Source organism: Cryobacterium serini (genome assembly GCF_004404025.1).
Taxonomy (GTDB): Bacteria; Actinomycetota; Actinomycetes; order Actinomycetales; family Microbacteriaceae; genus Cryobacterium; species Cryobacterium serini.
This window is the reverse complement of sequence record NZ_SOHN01000011.1, coordinates 115,630-133,207: the sequence shown is the minus strand read 5'-3', so window position 1 is coordinate 133,207 and position 17,578 is coordinate 115,630. Positions and strand designations below refer to the sequence as shown.

The 17,578-nt window shown below is 66.0% G+C and carries 9 protein-coding genes; all 9 read left to right on the top strand.

The window, feature by feature from the left end; all coding sequences use genetic code 11:
- Positions 1–16: 16 nt before the first annotated feature.
- The gene (locus E3T51_RS09875) at positions 17–6,016 is read left to right on the top strand and encodes an Ig-like domain-containing protein (RefSeq protein ID WP_134529678.1); all 6,000 of its coding nucleotides are present in this window, start codon (positions 17–19) and stop codon (positions 6,014–6,016) included.
- Positions 6,017–6,046: 30 nt separating this feature from the next.
- Entirely contained in the window at positions 6,047–7,012 is a 966-nt protein-coding gene (locus tag E3T51_RS09870; protein WP_104193432.1) for an AAA family ATPase, read from the top strand.
- Positions 7,013–7,137: 125 nt separating this feature from the next.
- Positions 7,138–8,397 carry a DUF58 domain-containing protein gene (locus tag E3T51_RS09865; RefSeq protein ID WP_233206013.1) on the top strand — a complete coding sequence of 420 codons (1,260 nt, stop codon included), beginning with the start codon at positions 7,138–7,140 and terminating at the stop codon, positions 8,395–8,397.
- Positions 8,394–10,943, top strand: a complete 2,550-nt coding sequence (locus tag E3T51_RS09860; RefSeq protein WP_134529677.1) for a transglutaminase domain-containing protein — start codon at positions 8,394–8,396, stop codon at positions 10,941–10,943. The genes E3T51_RS09865 and E3T51_RS09860 overlap by 4 nt, the downstream gene beginning before the upstream one ends.
- Entirely contained in the window at positions 10,944–12,554 is a 1,611-nt protein-coding gene (locus E3T51_RS17395) for a DUF5684 domain-containing protein (protein ID WP_166806427.1), read from the top strand. It begins immediately after the preceding gene.
- Between the two features lie 3 nt (positions 12,555–12,557).
- Positions 12,558–13,412, top strand: coding sequence for a PP2C family protein-serine/threonine phosphatase (locus E3T51_RS09850; protein ID WP_134529675.1), 855 nt, complete (start codon positions 12,558–12,560; stop codon positions 13,410–13,412).
- Positions 13,399–13,998, top strand: coding sequence for a hypothetical protein (locus E3T51_RS09845; protein ID WP_134529674.1), 600 nt, complete (start codon positions 13,399–13,401; stop codon positions 13,996–13,998). The genes E3T51_RS09850 and E3T51_RS09845 overlap by 14 nt, the downstream gene beginning before the upstream one ends.
- 75 nt (positions 13,999–14,073) lie before the next feature.
- The gene (locus tag E3T51_RS09840) at positions 14,074–15,660 is read left to right on the top strand and encodes a variant leucine-rich repeat-containing protein (RefSeq protein ID WP_134529673.1); all 1,587 of its coding nucleotides are present in this window, start codon (positions 14,074–14,076) and stop codon (positions 15,658–15,660) included.
- A gap of 50 nt (positions 15,661–15,710) precedes the next feature.
- Positions 15,711–17,573: a DUF7937 domain-containing protein gene (locus tag E3T51_RS09835; RefSeq protein WP_134529672.1), complete on the top strand. Its 1,863-nt coding sequence runs from the start codon at positions 15,711–15,713 to the stop codon at positions 17,571–17,573.
- Positions 17,574–17,578 lie beyond the last annotated feature (5 nt).

The following is a 17,578-nucleotide window of genomic DNA, read 5'->3' as shown; positions in this document are numbered from 1 at the left end:
TGGGCAGGGTCTTTTAGTGGCCGGCAAACGGGCTCGCCGTCACCGGCCCGTGCTCTCGAAGGCTCGCCTCGGTGTGATTCGCATTGTCGCCGTCGCCGCGATCGGCGCGTTGCTGGCCACGGTGGCGATCGTCGTCGATGGCTTCGATGTGAAGCAGACGCCGGTGAACGCGAGTTCGATCTGGGCCTTGCAAAGCGGCGACGGCAACCGGTACGCCCGCGTCAACACCGACCTGGGGGAACTGGACACAGTAAAGACGGTGCCAGCGCCCAGCGAACTGGTACAAACCGATTCCACCGTGCTGCTCTTCGCCCAGAACAACGAAAAAGTCGTCGATGTGAGCCTCGCGGCACCGATCAACCTCGGCGACGACGCGGGCGATTACGACAGCACGCCGGCCGGAACCCGCACCATCGCGTCGTCGGGTTCCTGGGTCGGGTACCTCACGAGCGCGGGAACGGTCTTGGCCGGGGCGGTCGGCGCTTCGGAAGAGCCCCGCGCAGTGAACCCCTTCGCCGACGACGAGGCCACCCCGGGCGAGGCGCCACGCGCGTACCGCTCCGACGCCATTGCGATCACGCCTGACGGGGTGCTCTACAGCTACTCCAGCGAGGCAGAAAGCATGCTGCGCTACTCCATCGTCGACGACAAAATTCTCGGTGAGGACGCTGTCACCGACGGCCCGGGCGAACCCGGAAGTCAGCTGAGCGTCGTCGGTGACAGCTGGGCGTTGCTCAGCGTGGCCGGTGACGAACTGTGGCTGGCAGGTCAAAACGCACCGGTCGAGACCAATCTGAGCGAACTGGCCGTGCTGCAACACCCGAGCACTACCGCCGACGACGTGCTCATCGCCGACCAGACCGGCCTCGTCGCTTTTGCGCTTACCGACGGCGCGCGAACCGAACTGGTCGGCACCTCCGAAGCGGTGCTCGGTACTCCCGCCGCGCCGACCCCTTTTAAAGGGGAACGTTACGCCGCCTGGCTGCCCGCTTCCGGTGCTGGCGGCACTCTGTTTAGCGAGAGCGGCGGCGAATCCGTACTCAGCTACGGCGCTCTCACTCCGAACGGCGACGCCGCGCCCGCGTTTCGCGCCAACGAGTCACTCCTGATTCTCAATGACACCCAGAGCGGATGGGTGTGGACCATTCCTGACGGCGCATTGGTTGCGAGTTCCCAGGACTGGACCCTGGCCGCCGCCGAAGAGCCCCAGCGCCAGGACGACGTGGAGGAAGCCTCCGAAGTCATTGACCCGAAGGCTCCCGTGGCCGTGCCGGATTCCTTCGGCGTGCGCGTCGACCAGCTCGTTCCGCTGCCGGCGTTGCTCAACGACCACGACGCCAACGACGACGTGCTCAGCGTCGTTCCGGCCTCGGTCACCGGCCTCGATCCCGATTTCGGCACCGTCACAGTCACGGATCAGAACCAGGCACTCGCTGTGCAGGTAGCCCCCGGCGCCAGCGGCTCGGCGACATTCAACTACGCCATCACCGACGGCTCCCGTACGGACGGCCTCGATTCGCCGTCGACCACGGTCACGCTTACCGTGCACGGCGACGACGTGAACGCGGCGCCGGTCTGGTGCGGTACCGACGGTTGTCTGCAGGACTGGCCGAGCCCCGAGGTACAACCGGGCGGAACAGCGACCGTGCCGGTGCTGCCCGGCTGGGTCGATCCCGACGGTGATCCCATTTTCGTCGCATCCGCTGTAAACACCACCGACATCGGCTCGGTCAGTGTGACGCCGACCGGCGTGCTGGTCTACAAACACCCGAACGCGGCCGAACAAACCGCGCAGTCGGCTACGATTCTGGTGCGCGTTTCCGACATTCACGGCGCTTCGACCGAGAAGGTACTCACCATCGTGGTCACGCCGACGCCGCGGCTCACGGTCGAACCCTTCGCGCTGCTCGCGTCGGTGAACGAGCGGCTCACGGTGAACCCGGCCGAGTACATCTCGGGAGCCGCCGGCCTGTACCGCATCACGTCGGCGACGACCCCGTCGAGCGCCGACGGGGCGACCGTGAGCATTACCGCGAATGGCACCGCCATCGACTTCGCCGCGACCACGATCGGCAACTACACGGTCAGCCTCACCATCGCCGACGATGTGGCCGAGGTCGTATCGCTCGTGCGCATTTCGGTGGTGTCAGCGGATGCCCAGGCTCTCACCACGTCACCGGTGACGGTTTTCGTGCGCCCCAAGGCCGACACCAGTGTCGACGTCTTCACCGCCGTTTCCAACCCGGCCGGACGAGTGCTGTTGCTTGGCGAAGCGATTCCCGAGACCGTATTCGGCGCCTCGCTCAGCGTCGACGTCGTCGGGCAGAACATTTTGCGGGTGCGCGGCTCGACTGTCGACGAACGGCCGGGCAAGCTCGGTACCGTGCGCTACACCGTGTCGGACGGCACCGAAAACCCGCTTTACACCGTGCGCGGCGAGGCCACCGTCTACCTGCTCGAGGCATCCGTTCCGCAGACACCGATCGCCAGAAACGACAGCGTCTCGGTGCGGGTCGGCGCCCAGATCGACATTCCGGTGCTCAACAACGATGTGGCGCCCGACGGCAATATCGTGATGCTCAACGCCGAATCGGTGCAGAACCGCAGTGACCGCGGCCTCGCCTTCGCGGCCGGCGCCGAACTGCGCTACCTCGCCCCCGAGGAACCTGGCAGCTACGAGCTCGCCTACAGTGTGTATACCGCTGGCTCTCCCGAACTCATCGACTCGGCCGTGGTGTCGGTGGAGGTGCTCGCCAACGGCGAGAACACGGCTCCGCAGCCGCACACTCTCTATGGTCGGGTGCTGTCGGGCGAGACCATTGAGATTCCGTTTGACAGCTTCGGTACCGACCCCGACGGCGATACCGTTGTGCTTGACCGGGTGCTCACCCAACCGGCCCGTGGCACGGCCTCGCTCAATGCCACCGGGGATGCCATCGTTTACTCCAGCCCCCGCGACTATCACGGTGCCATCGAATTTCAGTACCGCGTGAGCGACACTGAAGGTTCCGTCGGCGTCGCTCTCGTGCGCATCGGCGTGCTCGACCAGCGCTCCAACCCGAGCCCGATCACCTTCAGCGACTACGTCGAGGTGCAGGCAGGTCCGGGTAACCAGGTCGTCGTTTTTCCCGCCGCCAACGACGTCGAACCCGGCGGGGGCAGCCTGACCCTGAGTGCGGTCATCCCCGACGCGACGATCGGCACCGAGGAGTACGACGCTTTGGCGCAGCGCATCGGCTCCGTTACCGAGGAGCGAGTGGTGTTTACAGCCGGCGACGAGCCGGGCCTGCTGACCTTCGTGTACTCGGTGACCAACGCCAACGACGACGTCGGCCAGGGACTCATCGTGGTCAAGGTTGTGCGCACCTCGGTGCCCGACTATCCGGTCGTGATCGATACGACCCTGACCCTCGACGAACGAGACGCGTTTCCCATGGGGATCGACGTGGTCAACGACAAGGTGTCCTGGAACTCTGGAGATGTGTCTGACCTCACCCTGACCCTGTGGGGTAACCACCCGGGCCTCGACGTGTCGGGGTGGAAGATCAGCGGCGACGTTCCTGACGAGGGTCTGCTCGCACCGTTCGCTCTAACCGGACTGAACTTTCAAGGTATCGAGGTGACCACTTATGGGTTCCTCCGCATTCCAGCCAAGGATGCGGTCATCATCGCGCTCAGAAAAGGAAGCGTCGACCAAAACGTGCGGGAAGACGCCTCTGTCAGCTTTGATCTGAAGAGCCTCGTGTCGATTCCCGCTGATTCCACGCTGGAACTGCAGCGCACCGGCGTCCGTTCGTCGGGGGAGCGGGGCAACGCGACGTGCACGTTCGACTCCGGCACGACGGTCACCTACACGGCTGGTTCCGACGCGCCGTGGACCGACTCCTGCACGGTGCCGGCACGCATTGACGGGCAGGAGGACTACACGCAGCTGGTTGTGCCGATCGTGGTCGAGCCGCTCGACCCCCAGCCGGAACTGCGGCCGGCGGCGCTCACTGCAAGCCCCGGCTCTGAATCCATTCGGTACGACCTCAGCCACATGGTCGAGTGGCAGGGCAAGGGCGACGTGCCGGCACTGACCTTTGCGATCGACTACTCGTCTGACCAGTTCACCGTGACGCAGGACGGCTCCATTGTCACGATCGGTGTTGCGGACAACGCCGTGGCCGGCCGCGAGGTAGCGGTCACGGTGAGCCTGTCGAGCCACCGCGAGGCGATTCCGGCAGCGCTCGCGCTCAAGGTCGGCCCGGCTCCGAGCGAACTGCCCAAGGGCGGCACCGTGGCGACGACCTGCACCCAGTCGTCGGGATCGAGCTGCTCGATCGCGGTCGTCGGCACTGCCGGCGAGGTCAACCTCTACCGCAATACCCCACTTGAACTGGTCTCGGTCACCGAGCCGAGCACCTGCGTTGGCGTGTCGTTCGCGGTTGAGAACTCCAAGAACGTACGAGCAACCTGGTCGGGCGACACCGCCGGCGGGGTGTGCCAGGCAAGCTTTGTCGTGCGCGACGCGCAGGGAAAACTCAGTGCCGGAAGCCGAAACGGGTCGATCACGGTGGACCTGCAGGGCTACCCGAAAGCCCCGAACGCCGTGGCTCAGATCGCCTATAACGACCGGGCAATCACGCTCTCGGTCAGCCCGGGCGGTGCGAATGCGGCCTACCCGGCCTTGGAAGGCTTCAACCTGTACCGCAATGGCGCCTCGGTGGCCCGCTGCGATACGTCGGGTGACTGCGGGGTTATTCGCACCACTGACAACGGTGACAAGGCGCTCTACGAGGCCAAAGCCGTCAACGCGGTCGGTGAATCCCGCAGCGCCGTCAGCGTAACGGCCTGGTCCTATGCCACTCCGGGCATGGGCGAACTGACTGCGGAGCCGGTCTTCAACGAACGTACGAACACGGCGCAGGGTGTTGTTACCGTGAAGATCAAAAACGACGACCCATCAACCAACCGGTACAGCGTCGACGGCACGGAAGAAGCCGTCGCAACTCCCGGTGTTGGAACGACGGAATTCAGCCGCGTGCTGCCCGTCGGCGAGCAGACGATCACCGTCACCCCGTTGAGTAAGTACGACCAGCCGGCCGGCAGCGGACCCACCGACCTGTCGTTCAACCAGCCGGTGACCGTGGCCGGAGCTCCCTCGGTCACGGCGGGGACCCTGGCCTCCGAGAACACCTCGATCACGGTGTCGGGCACCGTGGCCGACAAGAACTTCAGCGCTGAGACCGAACATATTCTCTATGTGGCATCAACCACGCCCGGTGCCGTCTGCACGCTCACTCCGGCGGGATTCACTTCGGCTGGCAATCTCACCTCGAAGGATTCCACGATCGGTGGCCTGACCAAGCACACCGACTACTACGTGACGGTTTGCTATTCCAACGGATATGGGGAGGCGGCTGACAGCCGCGGCCCCATCACGACCTGGGTGCAGCCCTCCGCTCCGGGCGACGGTTCGTACACCTACGGCATGACGGCGCCGCCCAGTGGACTGCCGAGTGGACAGTACCTGCTCACGACGCCCACGTCGTCGGCCACCGTTCCCGCCGACTTCGTAGTCGACTGGAAGAACTACGACGTTGCGACCGGCTCGATCGTTTTCGGTGCCGACCCCGGTATTAGCGTGCGGTACTGCATTGAAGACGACACCGCTCACTGCAGCGACTGGTCGACGGTGAAGCCAGCGGATGCCGGCCGCGCCTGGCAGGTCGATTACAACGTGACCGCTTTAGCCACGCCGGGTTGCGTTGTCGGCGGAACCCTGGAGGTAGCCGTCACGGCTACCGACAGCGGTCTTGCCGAGAGCACAGTTGACGCAGCGCAGTACGACGTACCCGGCGAGAACAGCACCCGCGTTTGGGTAGACGGGGACGAGAAAGTACCCGCCAACGCTGCGCAGACACGACAGGTCAAATGGACCATCAGCTGGACCGCCCCTCAGACCATAAACCTCAAGGCCGTCTCCGGAAGCCTGGCCGGTCCCATCGGCTGCGGCGCGGCCCCCACTTCTTAACGACCCCGCCTCACTGAAAGAGCTCCCCACATGACAATCACCCCGGAACAGGCAGACTGGTTCACCGCGACCTTCACGATGATGGTCGACAACGTTGAGCAGGTCGTCCTCGGCAAGCGCCACGTGATCGAACTTGCCTTCACCGCGATGGTCAGTGAGGGCCATCTGCTGCTCGAGGATTACCCGGGCACCGGCAAAACCTCGCTCGCCCGCGCCATGTCGCAAACCGTGCAGGGCGTCTCTACCCGAATTCAGTTCACCCCCGACCTGCTGCCCGGCGACGTGACCGGCATCACCGTCTACGACCAGAAGACCGGCGAGTTCGAGTTTCACAGCGGACCCATCTTCGCCAACGTCGTACTCGCCGACGAGATCAACCGGGCCAGCCCGAAGACCCAGTCGGCGCTGCTCGAAGCGATGGAAGAGGGCAACGTCACCATCGACGGCGTCACCCGCTCCACGGGAGTGCCGTTCCTGGTCATCGCCACCCAGAATCCGATCGAGCAGGCCGGAACCTACCGGCTGCCAGAAGCTCAGCTCGACCGGTTCATGATGAAGGCGTCGCTCGGCTATCCCGATCTCGCCTCGACCATTCGCATTCTCGAGGGTACCGCTGACGTGCGCCATGAACTCGCCCCCGTCATCACCCCGCAGGCGCTCGTGAGCATGAGCGACATTGCACGCTCAGTGTTCGTGAACCCGCTCGTGTATGACTACATCGGCCGCCTGGTCGAGGCCACCCGTGACGCCCGCCAGGTGCGCATGGGCGTCAGCGTGCGCGGCGCCCGTGCCCTCACCAAGGCTGCCAAAACCTGGGCAGTCGCCCACGGCCGCACCTTCGTCACGCCCGACGACGTCAAGGCCCTCGCCGACCAGGTGCTGGCGCACCGAATGGTGCTCGACCCCGAGGCCGAGTTCGACGGCGTCACTGCGAGCGCTGTCATCGGCCAGATTTTGCTCGACGTCGTTCCGCCCAGTCGGACCGACCTGGCGTGAGCTTTCACACCGAATCGCGTCGCGCACTTACATCGACGCTAACGCGCACTTCCACCCAGACCCGGTCTGCCACGCATACCCGGTACAGCACCACGCGCAGAGCGAAGTCAACGACTTTGACGCTCGTGGGCGCTGTCGTGCTCTGGATGCGCGTGTTGCGAACGGTGCGAACCGGTGTGAAGGCATCCGTCGAATGGGTCGGCGAAACGGTGACGCCGGCCGGCTGGGTGGTGGTCGCGGCCGCGATCGTGCTGCTGCCGCTCGGCTTGGTCTTCGGCTGGACCGAACTGATCGTCACCGGCTGTGTGGCGGTCGCGCTCATTCTCATCTCGTTGCCTTTTCTGGCCGGCGGCCGCGCTTATAGCGTGGATTTCGTACTGCCGGTCGATCGGGTCGTGGCCGGTTCCGAGGTGCTCGGCACCCTCACCGTGACCAACGTCTCTAAACGGCTCGAGCTGCCGGGGCGCGTCGACGTTCCCATTGGCAAAGGGCTGGCGGATGTCTACGTTCCGCTCCTACGCGCCGGCCAGGTTCACGAAGAGCACGTTCGCGTGCCCGCCTATCGCCGCGGCGTCATCGACGTGGGCCCGGTCACGACCGTGCGCAGCGACCCGCTCGGTGTGCTCGGCCGCGAAGTTGCCTGGGCCGACGTCAACCGCCTGTTCGTGCACCCGGTGACCGTGTCGATTCCGAGTACGAGCGCCGGTTTCGTGCGCGACCTCGAGGGCAACCCCACGAGCGATATCGTCGACTCCGACATCTCCTTCCACGCCATTCGTGAGTATGCGCCCGGCGACGGGCAGCGGCACATCCACTGGAAGTCCACCGCGAAGACCGGCAAACTCATGGTGCGTCAGTTCGAAGAGAGCCGCCGCTCACGCCTGGCCATCGTGCTTAGCCGGAACGCCGCGGAGTACGCCTCCGAGGAGGAGTTCGAGATGGCGGTCAGTGCCGCCGGCTCGCTCGGTGTGCGCGCCATTCGCGACGGGCGGGACCTGGCTGTCGTGGCGAGCGAGGAGATCCCCGATATCGTGCGCAGCAGCATCCGTTCTGTGCGCAGCCTGAGCGTTGTGTCCACCCGCACCCTGCTCGATGACCTCACCGCGATCGAAACCAGTCCGCACGCGATGCACGTCGAAGACGTCTGCGTGCTTGCCGCGCAGGTGGTGCCCGATATTTCCATCGCGTTCGTGGTCTGCGGCTCCGTCATGACCGCGCGGCGTCTACAGGCCCTCACCCTCAAATTCTCCGGCAACGTGCAGGTCGTCGCTGTGCTGTGCAACCCCAACGAACAGCCGAGCTTTCGCGACCTGGCCGGCACGAGCGTGCTGACCATCGGCGTGCTCGACGATTTTCGCTCCCTGCTGAGCCGAAGGGCCGCATGAGCGCGCCCGTTCAGTATCGTGCCCACGTGATCAACGCCCTGTTCATCGTGGCGATGCTGCTTGTTGCCGTGTGGGCCGCCTGGCCGATCTATCAGGCCACCAGCTACCTGATCATGGCCGCCGGAGCGATTCTGACCGGGGTGGCCCTCGCCTGGCTCGGTGCCCGCCGGGGATGGTCGTGGTTCACCGTGCTGCTCACCGTTCTCGGTGCGTACCTTGTGCTCGGAGTTCCGCTCGCCGTGCCGACCGCCCTCACGGGTATTGACGGCGTGCTCGGTGGGCTGCTCGACCTGGTGACTGCCACGGTGTTCAGCTGGAAAGAGCTCGTTACCATCCAACTCCCGGTCGGCTCGTATCAGTCATTGCTGGCCCCGGCCTTTCTGCTGTTTCTCGGCGGCACCACGGTCGCGCTCTCGCTGGCCTGGCGCGCCGGCCGGCTCGTGGCCCTCGCTGTGCCGCTGATCTTTGGCGTGCAACTGTTCGGCCTGGTTTTCGGGTCGAGTGCCGTGAGCGTTCCGTTGACCGTGGCCGGGGTGAGCGTGCCGGCTCCGCGCGAAAGCCTGATCGGCCTGGCCGCTCTGCTGCTAGCCTTCGGTTTTCTGGCCTGGCGCACCCACCTGGCCCGAAGTGCGGCGCTCGACCTGGCTGCCCGCACGACCGGTGTACGGCGCACCGCTGGCGGTCTGGGCGGTCGCGTCCGTCGGGCCATTCTTGCCGGCGGGGTACTCGTGCTCGCCATCGGCATCACCCTCGGCGGACTCTCGGCCGTCGCAGCCACGCCGACCCGTGAGGTGCTGCGTAGCAGCATCGACCCAGCCGTCGAACTGCGTGAGTACGTTAGCCCGCTCAGCCAATACCGCAGCTACTTCAGCGCCGAGCAGTACGATGCCGAGCTGTTCACGGTGGCCGGCACCGCGGTCGACGACGGCACCGACTCGCGCGTGCGCCTGGCCGTGCTCAGCTATTACGACGGTGAAGTCTTTCGGGTCGTGAACCCGGCCGACGGCGAGACCGACCAGACCACCGCCTTTGCTCGGGTGCCGCACTCGCGCGGCATAAGCGCCGAGAGCGCCACGACCCAGTTCGACATTGCCGGGTACTCCGGCGTCTGGATGCCGGGGGCCGGCGCGCTGTCGAGCATCCGCTTTGCCGGTGATCGCGCTGCTGACTTGAGCGACGGATTCTTCTACAACGCGGGTACGGCATCTGGAATTCAACTCAAAGCCCTCGACAGCGGTGACCGCTACACAATCGTCTCCGAGCAGCAAGCGGATACGACGGACCTGGCCGGCCTCACCCGTCCGGCCGGCAGCACGATCGATGAAACGCTCATTCCGCAGAGCCTGGTCGACTGGGTCGACGCCCAGGCACTTACGCAAGACGGGGCCGGTTTGGCCGAACTAGTCACCCGCCTGCGCGAGCGCGGCTATCTCAGCCACGCCCTGACCGTCCCGGCGGCGGCGTCCTGGACCGCCGACCTCGGCGACTACCAGTTCGCACCGAGCCTGTCCGGGCACTCGGTCGCCCGCATTGACGCGCTCTTCACCGCGCTGCTCGAGAAGCAGAACAGCACGACTGCCACCGAGAATTCTCAGCTCGTGGCCGGAATCGGTGACGACGAACAGTTCGCCGTGGCTACCGCTCTGCTCGCCCGTTACCTCGGATTTGAGTCTCGGGTGGTGCTGGGATTCACCCTCGGCGCGGCCGATGCTGCTGATTCGGGCGTACCCGGCGATTGCCTCGCGGGTATCTGTTCGGGGCAGAATCTAGCGGCCTGGGTCGAGGTCGGTAGCGGCGATAGCATCTGGGTCACCGTCGACGCGACCCCGCAATTTCAGAACCCACTCTCACCCATCGACGACACGACGCGCGACCCGCAGTACAACACCGAGGTCATCGTCGAGGGAGCCACCGAGCAGCGCGCGCCAGAGGCCAACCCCACCAGCGGCGAAGATCAGCAGGAACAGGATTCGGTCACCGGCCCCGACCTGGCCTGGCTGTTCGCGGCCCTGAAGATTGGCGGCATCAGCCTGGCCACACTGCTCGCCATCAGTACGCCGTTCCTGGTCATTCTCGGCGCCAAATTCAAACGCCGCCGTGACCGAGCGCGGGCTACCGACGTGTCGGCGCGGTTTGCCGGCGGCTGGGACGAATACATCGACGCCGCCGTCGACCGCGGCCTGGCTGATCAGGGAAGCATGACCCGGGTCGAGACCGCCTCGCACTATCAGTCGGTCGGTGGCGCACAGCTCGCGACCATGGCCGACCGGGCCGTCTTCGGCGAAACCTCGCCGCTAGCCGCCGAGAGCGATGCCTTCTGGGCACTCGTCACGGCCGAACGAGCGGGCCTCGCGGCGAGCGGAACCCGGCGCCAGCGCCTGCGCGCCGCCATCTCGCTGCGCTCCTTTTCTCGACTGGCGGATGCCCGCCGACTGTTTACTGTTCGCCGACGCACGTCTCGTTACGACGTCACCACCGTGCGCCCGAACCGGCGCGACACCAGCAGAATGGGGGAGCGGCCGCCCGTCAGCGGCCGCGAAGCATAAATGAATGAATCATCTGGAGCGATGATCGCAATCGTCGTGGTCACTGTGCTGCTCAGTCTCGGCGTGTACGTCTTCTCGTCGATCGGTCTCGGTAAAGTCTTTGTGAAACTCGGAGAACAGGCCTGGAAGGCCTGGGTGCCGATCGTCAACAGCATCACCCTATATGAACTCGGCCGCTACTCGGCCCTGTGGGTGATTGGCCTCTTTATCCCCATCGCGAACGTAGTGGCTGTCGTCGTGCTCGTGATGGCGGTCAACAACGTCAACCGGCGCCTCGGCCACGGCGGCGGCTTCACCCTGCTCTACCTGGTCACCATTCCCATCTGGGCTGGTCTGCTCGGGTTTGGAAAGTCCGTCGACACCGGCTGGATGCCCGGGATCGCCGCGACCGGGTACGTTCCATTTGCGCCGGTAACGCCGCTATCGATGACGCCGGCACCTCCGGCAGCTCCAGAACCGGCCGGCCAACAGGTGCTGACACCGATGCCGCCCGTGCCGCCCGTGCCGACGGCACCGCCGGAGGTGCCCGCTCAGCTGGCCGTTGCGCTACTTCCCCCGGCCCCGCCGGCAGCGTTTCTAGCGACCGCAGCACCCGCCCCGCTCGCACCTCAGGTTCCGCACGGTCTGCCCACCGGTCCGCCGCCGTTCTACGTGAGCGCGCCTCCGGCACCCCCGGCCCCGCCGGCACCAACTCCAACCCCGGCCCCGCCGGCACCAACTCCAACCCCGGCTCCGCCGGTGTTGTCGGCCCCGGCCGCTGTGCTCGTACCGCCGGTCGTGTCTGCGCCGCCGGCCCCACCGGCCATCGTCGCGCCGCCGGCCCCGCCGGCCCCACCGGCCATCGTCGCGCCGCCGGCCCCGCCGGTCATCGTCGCGCCGCCCGCGCCTCCCGTTGAAAATGCACCGGTCGCCGCACTGGTGAATCCATGGGCTCCGCCGGCGCCGGTCGTTCAGGCGGTTGCTGCACCGTTCGCTACTGCTCCCCGCGAGTCACTGGCCGCCGAACTCCCGATTGCCTTGCCTGGTGAGCTCGCCGTTGCCGCCGCGGAGATTGCTGCCAGGGCAGTCCCCGCGGCAATCCCCGCGGCACTTCCCGCAGCCGTCCCGATACCGGTGCCCGCAGTGCTTCCGGTCGCGGTCGCCGCGCACGTTTCTGCGGTCGTTCCCCTCGCAGCGCGCGCAGCACACGCCAGCGAGGCATCCGAAGACGCCTCCGAAGACGCCTCCGACGACGCCTCCGACGACGACCTCGACGAGACCATGATCGTGGTGCGTCGGATGAAGCCGTGGACGCTCGAAACCGAACACGGACTGAAAGTCTCGCTCACCAAGCCCGTCGTGCTGCTCGGCCGTAACCCCGCGCGAGGCGGAACACATTCAGACGCACAGTTGGTCCCCCTGCATGACCCCGGTAAGACGGTGTCGAAGACCCACGCTCGCCTGGATTTTGTCGATGGAGCGTGGGGCATCAGCGACCTGCACTCGACCAACGGTGTCGTGCTCATCGATGGCGGAGGCCTTGAAAATGAGCTCGATGCGGGTGCGAGTGCGCCACTGACCGATCGGTTCCTGTTGGGGGAGCTCGCGGCGCGCATCTACCTGGAGGCTTGAGCCATGACAGCCCTCGCTGACCCGCGAGCGACCAGTGCCGGGGTATCGCTGCAGTGCGGCTCGCGCACAGATGTCGGCCGCAAACGTCACGAAAATGAAGATTCCCTGCTGGCGTCCCAACCGGTGTTCATCGTCGCCGATGGCATGGGCGGGCTCGAAGCCGGCCAGCGCGCCAGCTCCGCCGTGATCGCTGAATTTCGGGCCTGCGTCGACCGCATCGATGTTGTGGCCGGAGACGTGGTAGCTGCGGTTGAGCGCGCCCACACCCGGGTTCGCGCCGTGTCGGATTCGACCGGGCGGGGCGCGGGGAGCACCCTCACCGGTCTGGTGCTCATCGACCACGAAGATTTCCCACAGTGGCTCATCGTGAACGTCGGCGACTCGCGTGTCTACCGCCTGCACGGCGGCGAGTTTCAGCAGCTCACCGTCGACCATTCCCTCGCCCAGGAACTCATCGATGAGGGTTCGCTTCTGAAAGAAGATGTCGCCAACTTCGCGCGAAAAAACGTCATCACTCGCGCGATGGGCGCCGATAACAGCAAGGCAGACTACTGGCTGCGCCCGGTCGTGACCGGCGAACGTCTGCTGGTGTGTTCCGACGGGCTCAGCGGCGAGCTTTCCGACGAGGCCATCAAGGCCGGCCTGACCTTGGGCGGCAGCACCCAACAGACGGCGGATGCGCTGCTCGCCGGCGCTCTGGAACACGGCGGACGCGACAACGTTTCAGTGATTGTGATCGATGTGATCGCCGGCGGGGTCAGCTCGTGGCACGGCGTCGCGATCGGCGAAGACCAGTCCGACACCCGCACCGAAGACACCCGACCGGTGCAACGAGTGGCCCGCAATGCAGCCCGCTGAACCAACAGGGGTAGCTGGGCCCGACATTGATGACACCATCATCGTTGAACGAACTGCCGACGAACACACGCGTATCGCGCGGCGAGCAAATGATGACCACACCCGCCGTGTGGTGCGGCAGCCCCCCACCGAAGTCGGAGCTTCTGCGGACACGCCGCACGAGGATGACGCAACTGCCGACCAAGCCGACCAGGCCGACGAGGCCACCGTGCAATCCATTAGGGGCAGCACGGCCACCGACACGCTCTTGAGCGAGCGGCGGGCGGCCGCCCCCGTCCATACTCCGGTCGTTGATTCCCTGCAACGTCGATATCAGCCGCCGCAGGTGCAGAGCGGCGCGAGTGTGCGCTACGCGGCGCGGCCGACTCCGGCGATTATTTCGCCGAAGGCCCCGGTGCCAAGACCCGACGCGCCGCCCGACCCGGCCCGTCTCCGTCTCGCCGACGCGGCCGCCGGAATTCGCGAGCGTGCCGAAGTCACGAAACGCCGCCGTCGCCGATTCACCCTGATGGCGATCATCTCCAGCACCGTTCTGGTCGTGCTGGCAGCCGCCGCGTACACCGTTTTCACGATTCTCACGTGGTAATCGCGCCTCGTCCGACCGTCACCCCCATACTGTGCCTGCTTCCGCACGCACCGATCAGCTAGGAGCTTTACTTTCGTGACAGATTCCACCTCCCCCCTGCACCGGGAAGCCGCCGATCCGGCCACCCCGCAGGCCCGGCTCGCGGAGATCGCCGCCGCCCACCACGAGTTGCACCCCGTCATCGCCGGAAACCCGTCGTGCTACCCAGCCCTGATTGAGTGGATGCTCCAGCTCGGCACTATCGCGCCCGTGACGCCAGCACCCGCCCAAGTCACACCCGCCGCAGCGGCCCCATTTGCCGCCGCTGCGGTCCAGGCAACCGCCGCGACCCCGGGACAGGCAGCAGACGCGGCGGTATCCGCTCTGGCAAACCCCTATGCAAAACCAGGCCAGCCCTCCAAGCGACCGCGCAAGAAACTCCTGATCTGGAGCTCAATCGGGGTCGTAGTGTTGCTCGTCGCCGGTGGCGGCATGTGGGCCTACGGGGCCGTCTTCTCGAAGCTGGGCGGGGCATCCTCTCCGACGGCCGCGGTCGAGAAACTGCTCGACGGCACCGCCAAGATGGACCTGATCAGCCTGTACGGCTCGTTGTCTCCCGCTGAGGCTGAATCGTTCAAGGCTCCGATCGATCAGCTCGGCACCATCGCCATGGACGACGAGAACGGCGACCCGATCGACATGCCGGAGCTCATCAACACGGTCGTCGACAGCTTGAATATCACCCTGACCGGGCTTGAACTCGAGGCAGAAGACATTGAAGACGGTATCGCGATCGTCTCCATCACGGCGGGTGAATTGACCATGAACGGTGATGCCGAAACGATCACCGACGCCTACCTTGAGGTCGTGGCGCCGCAGCTGCGCCTGCAGCAGGAGGCGTGGGGCTCGGATGACGGTGACATCGACTCGATGATCGCCGACCTGCGCGAGTCGTCGATCGACGACCTGAACGACCTACTGCCGTTCACGCAGACCGCCGCCGACCTTGCCGACACTCTCGGACACGATGCGACCATCGTCACCGTTCGTGAGGGCGGCTCCTGGTATGTCAGCCCCCTGCTCACTACCGGCGAGAACATCCTGCAGAGCGGATCGGACAATTTCACGCGAGGCAGCCTGCTCGCCGCCGACGACGTGGCCACCTTCGACACCGCTGACGCCGCCGCCGAAGGATTTGCCGAGGCCGTGATCGCATTCGGGGAGAACGGCGACTACGACGACCTCGCCGCCGTCTTACCCGAAGCGGAACGTCGATTTCTCAGCCTGTACGGTGACGCGCTCATGCCCACCGATGGTGACGGTGACTACGACAACCTTCAAATCACCGACTTTGGGGTGACCCCGCAGGGCGCCGGCGACACCGCCCATCTCGACATCGACAGCATCGTGATCGAGGGTGACGGCTACAGCTGGCCGTATCGCACCGAATTCTCCGGGGTCTGTGTCACCACGGATTCGGGTTACTCGTCGTTCGACGGATGCCTCGACGATGCTGTGTGGATGAAGGAGCTCGGTGCCGATAGCTGGCGGGTTCTCGCCGTGCAGGACAAGAGCGGATGGTTCGTCAGCCCTATGCGCACTGCGGCCGATGTGACCGGCATCGCCGTAAAGAACCTGGTGCGACTCAGCCAGGACGGCGAGCTCGACCGGCTTTACCAGTAACAACCACGCAAGGCAGTAACACGAGTGCAGAACGAACACAAAGGACTCAGATGACTTTCGACCCGAACGCCCCCCAGCAGTCGCCCGCGGCGCAGCCCGCACCCCCGCAGTACGCCGCGCCGCCGGCCGCCCCGCAGTACGCCGCGCCGCCGGCCTCCGCGCAGTACGCCGCACCCGTCGCGCCGCCACAGTACGCGCCCGCGCCGGCCCGACCGAATCCGTTCGCGGGCATCCCCGCGTCAGACTGGGCGCGCGACGGCGGAGCGCTGCTGTTGCTCCTGATCTCCCTGGCCCTACCGTGGATGTTCAGCACTGACTTCGGCATGAGCGAAACGATCGGAGCGACCGGCCGCATCGAAGTCATCCTGATCACTCTGCTGTCGCTGTTCTCGCTCAGCCTCACCTACCTGCTGAGGGCGGGCGTCTTCGGTCCCGGCCTTGGGCTGGCCCAGATCTGGTTGATCCGGCTGCTGGTCAACGTTCCGTACGTGCTCCTCGTTCTGGGGTTCATGCTCGTCGACGCTTTCTCGAAGGATGAGACGACCGGGCTCGGTTACGCGGCAGCCTTCGGACTGGCCGGGGCCTTCCTCGCTGCGCAGCCTCGCTCCGCAGAACTGGTCGGAATCGTCGGCTACCACCCGGTCGCCCGCCTCTGGTATCGCATAGTGATCGGCTATGGCGCGGTCGTGAGCCTGACCGTGCTGGGTGCGATCATTCTCGGAGTCGTAGGGTCAGCCGCTCCGGTCAGCGCAGTGGTGCTGCTCACCGCGGTCGTGGCCGTGCTCGCCGGTGCGGCCGCTGTGCTGCTGCCCATCTACGGAATATTGCGCGGCAACGCGATCTGGCTCACCATCGGGCGCACGCTCGGCGGCATCGCCCTCGGAGTCATCACGATCGACGCGCTCACCGATTTTGGTCTGTCCGTTGGCGGGATCGAATCGCTGCGCTGGGGCGGCTACCCGCTCATTCTGCTTGCCGGGCTGTTCGGCCTGACCTCGACGCCGGCGCTGCGCCTGGCGATGGTACCGATTGAGCCGATTGCCAAATGGTTCGGTGTCGCGTCGCTCACGCTCGTGCTCATCATCGGCACCGCCGGGCTGAGCGTGCTGATGGTCATTGCGAACCTCATCGGCAGCGGTGCCAGTACCGGGTCTACCGGACTGAACATCGGCGCCACGATCGTGCTCTCGATCATCATCGTTGTCGCGATTATCGCCCGCACGACCCTGCGGTCAAACCCGGCTGGCAGCCAGTGGCTCGTGCTCGGCCTCACCGGCCTCATCACCGTGCTCGGAATCGTTTTCGTCGTGCTGCGCGGACAAACCCTCACCGACGACAACCTGAATGAGCTCTATTCCTGGCTGTTTGAGGGCGCGGAATTCGCCTCCTTCTCCCTGGTTATCCTCAGCACAGCGGCCACGCTGAGCCTCGCCCTGGCCTTTGGACTGCCCGCGCTGGTGTTCTACGCGCTGACCATGCCGGCACCCGTTCGCAGTTATTTCACCCAGTACGGACCGGTTCGGGCCCAGGCCCAGGCAACCTACACCGGCTATGCGGCGGCGCCGTCAGCCGCGCCGACCACTCAAGCGGATGCCACGGCGCCCGTCGTTCCAGCCACCGCGCCCCCCGTGCCCGTGGTAGCACCGCCAGCTCCTCCTGCAGCGGTTCAAACGCCCGTCGCGGAAGCCATCCCAGCGCCGGCCCAAGCGCCGGTCCCAGCTCCCAGCGCGGCCAGCCTGGCGGCCGGCGACCCGGCCACTTCGGCCGCCGAGCTGTATGACCTTGCGCAGAAGCACCCGGAGGTCTGGCCGCAACTGGCGGGCAATCCGAGCACTTACCCCGACCTGCTCACCTGGTTGGCACAGTCGCCCGACCCTCTCGTGCAGCAGGCGCTGCGCGCCCGCGGACTTTAGCCCAC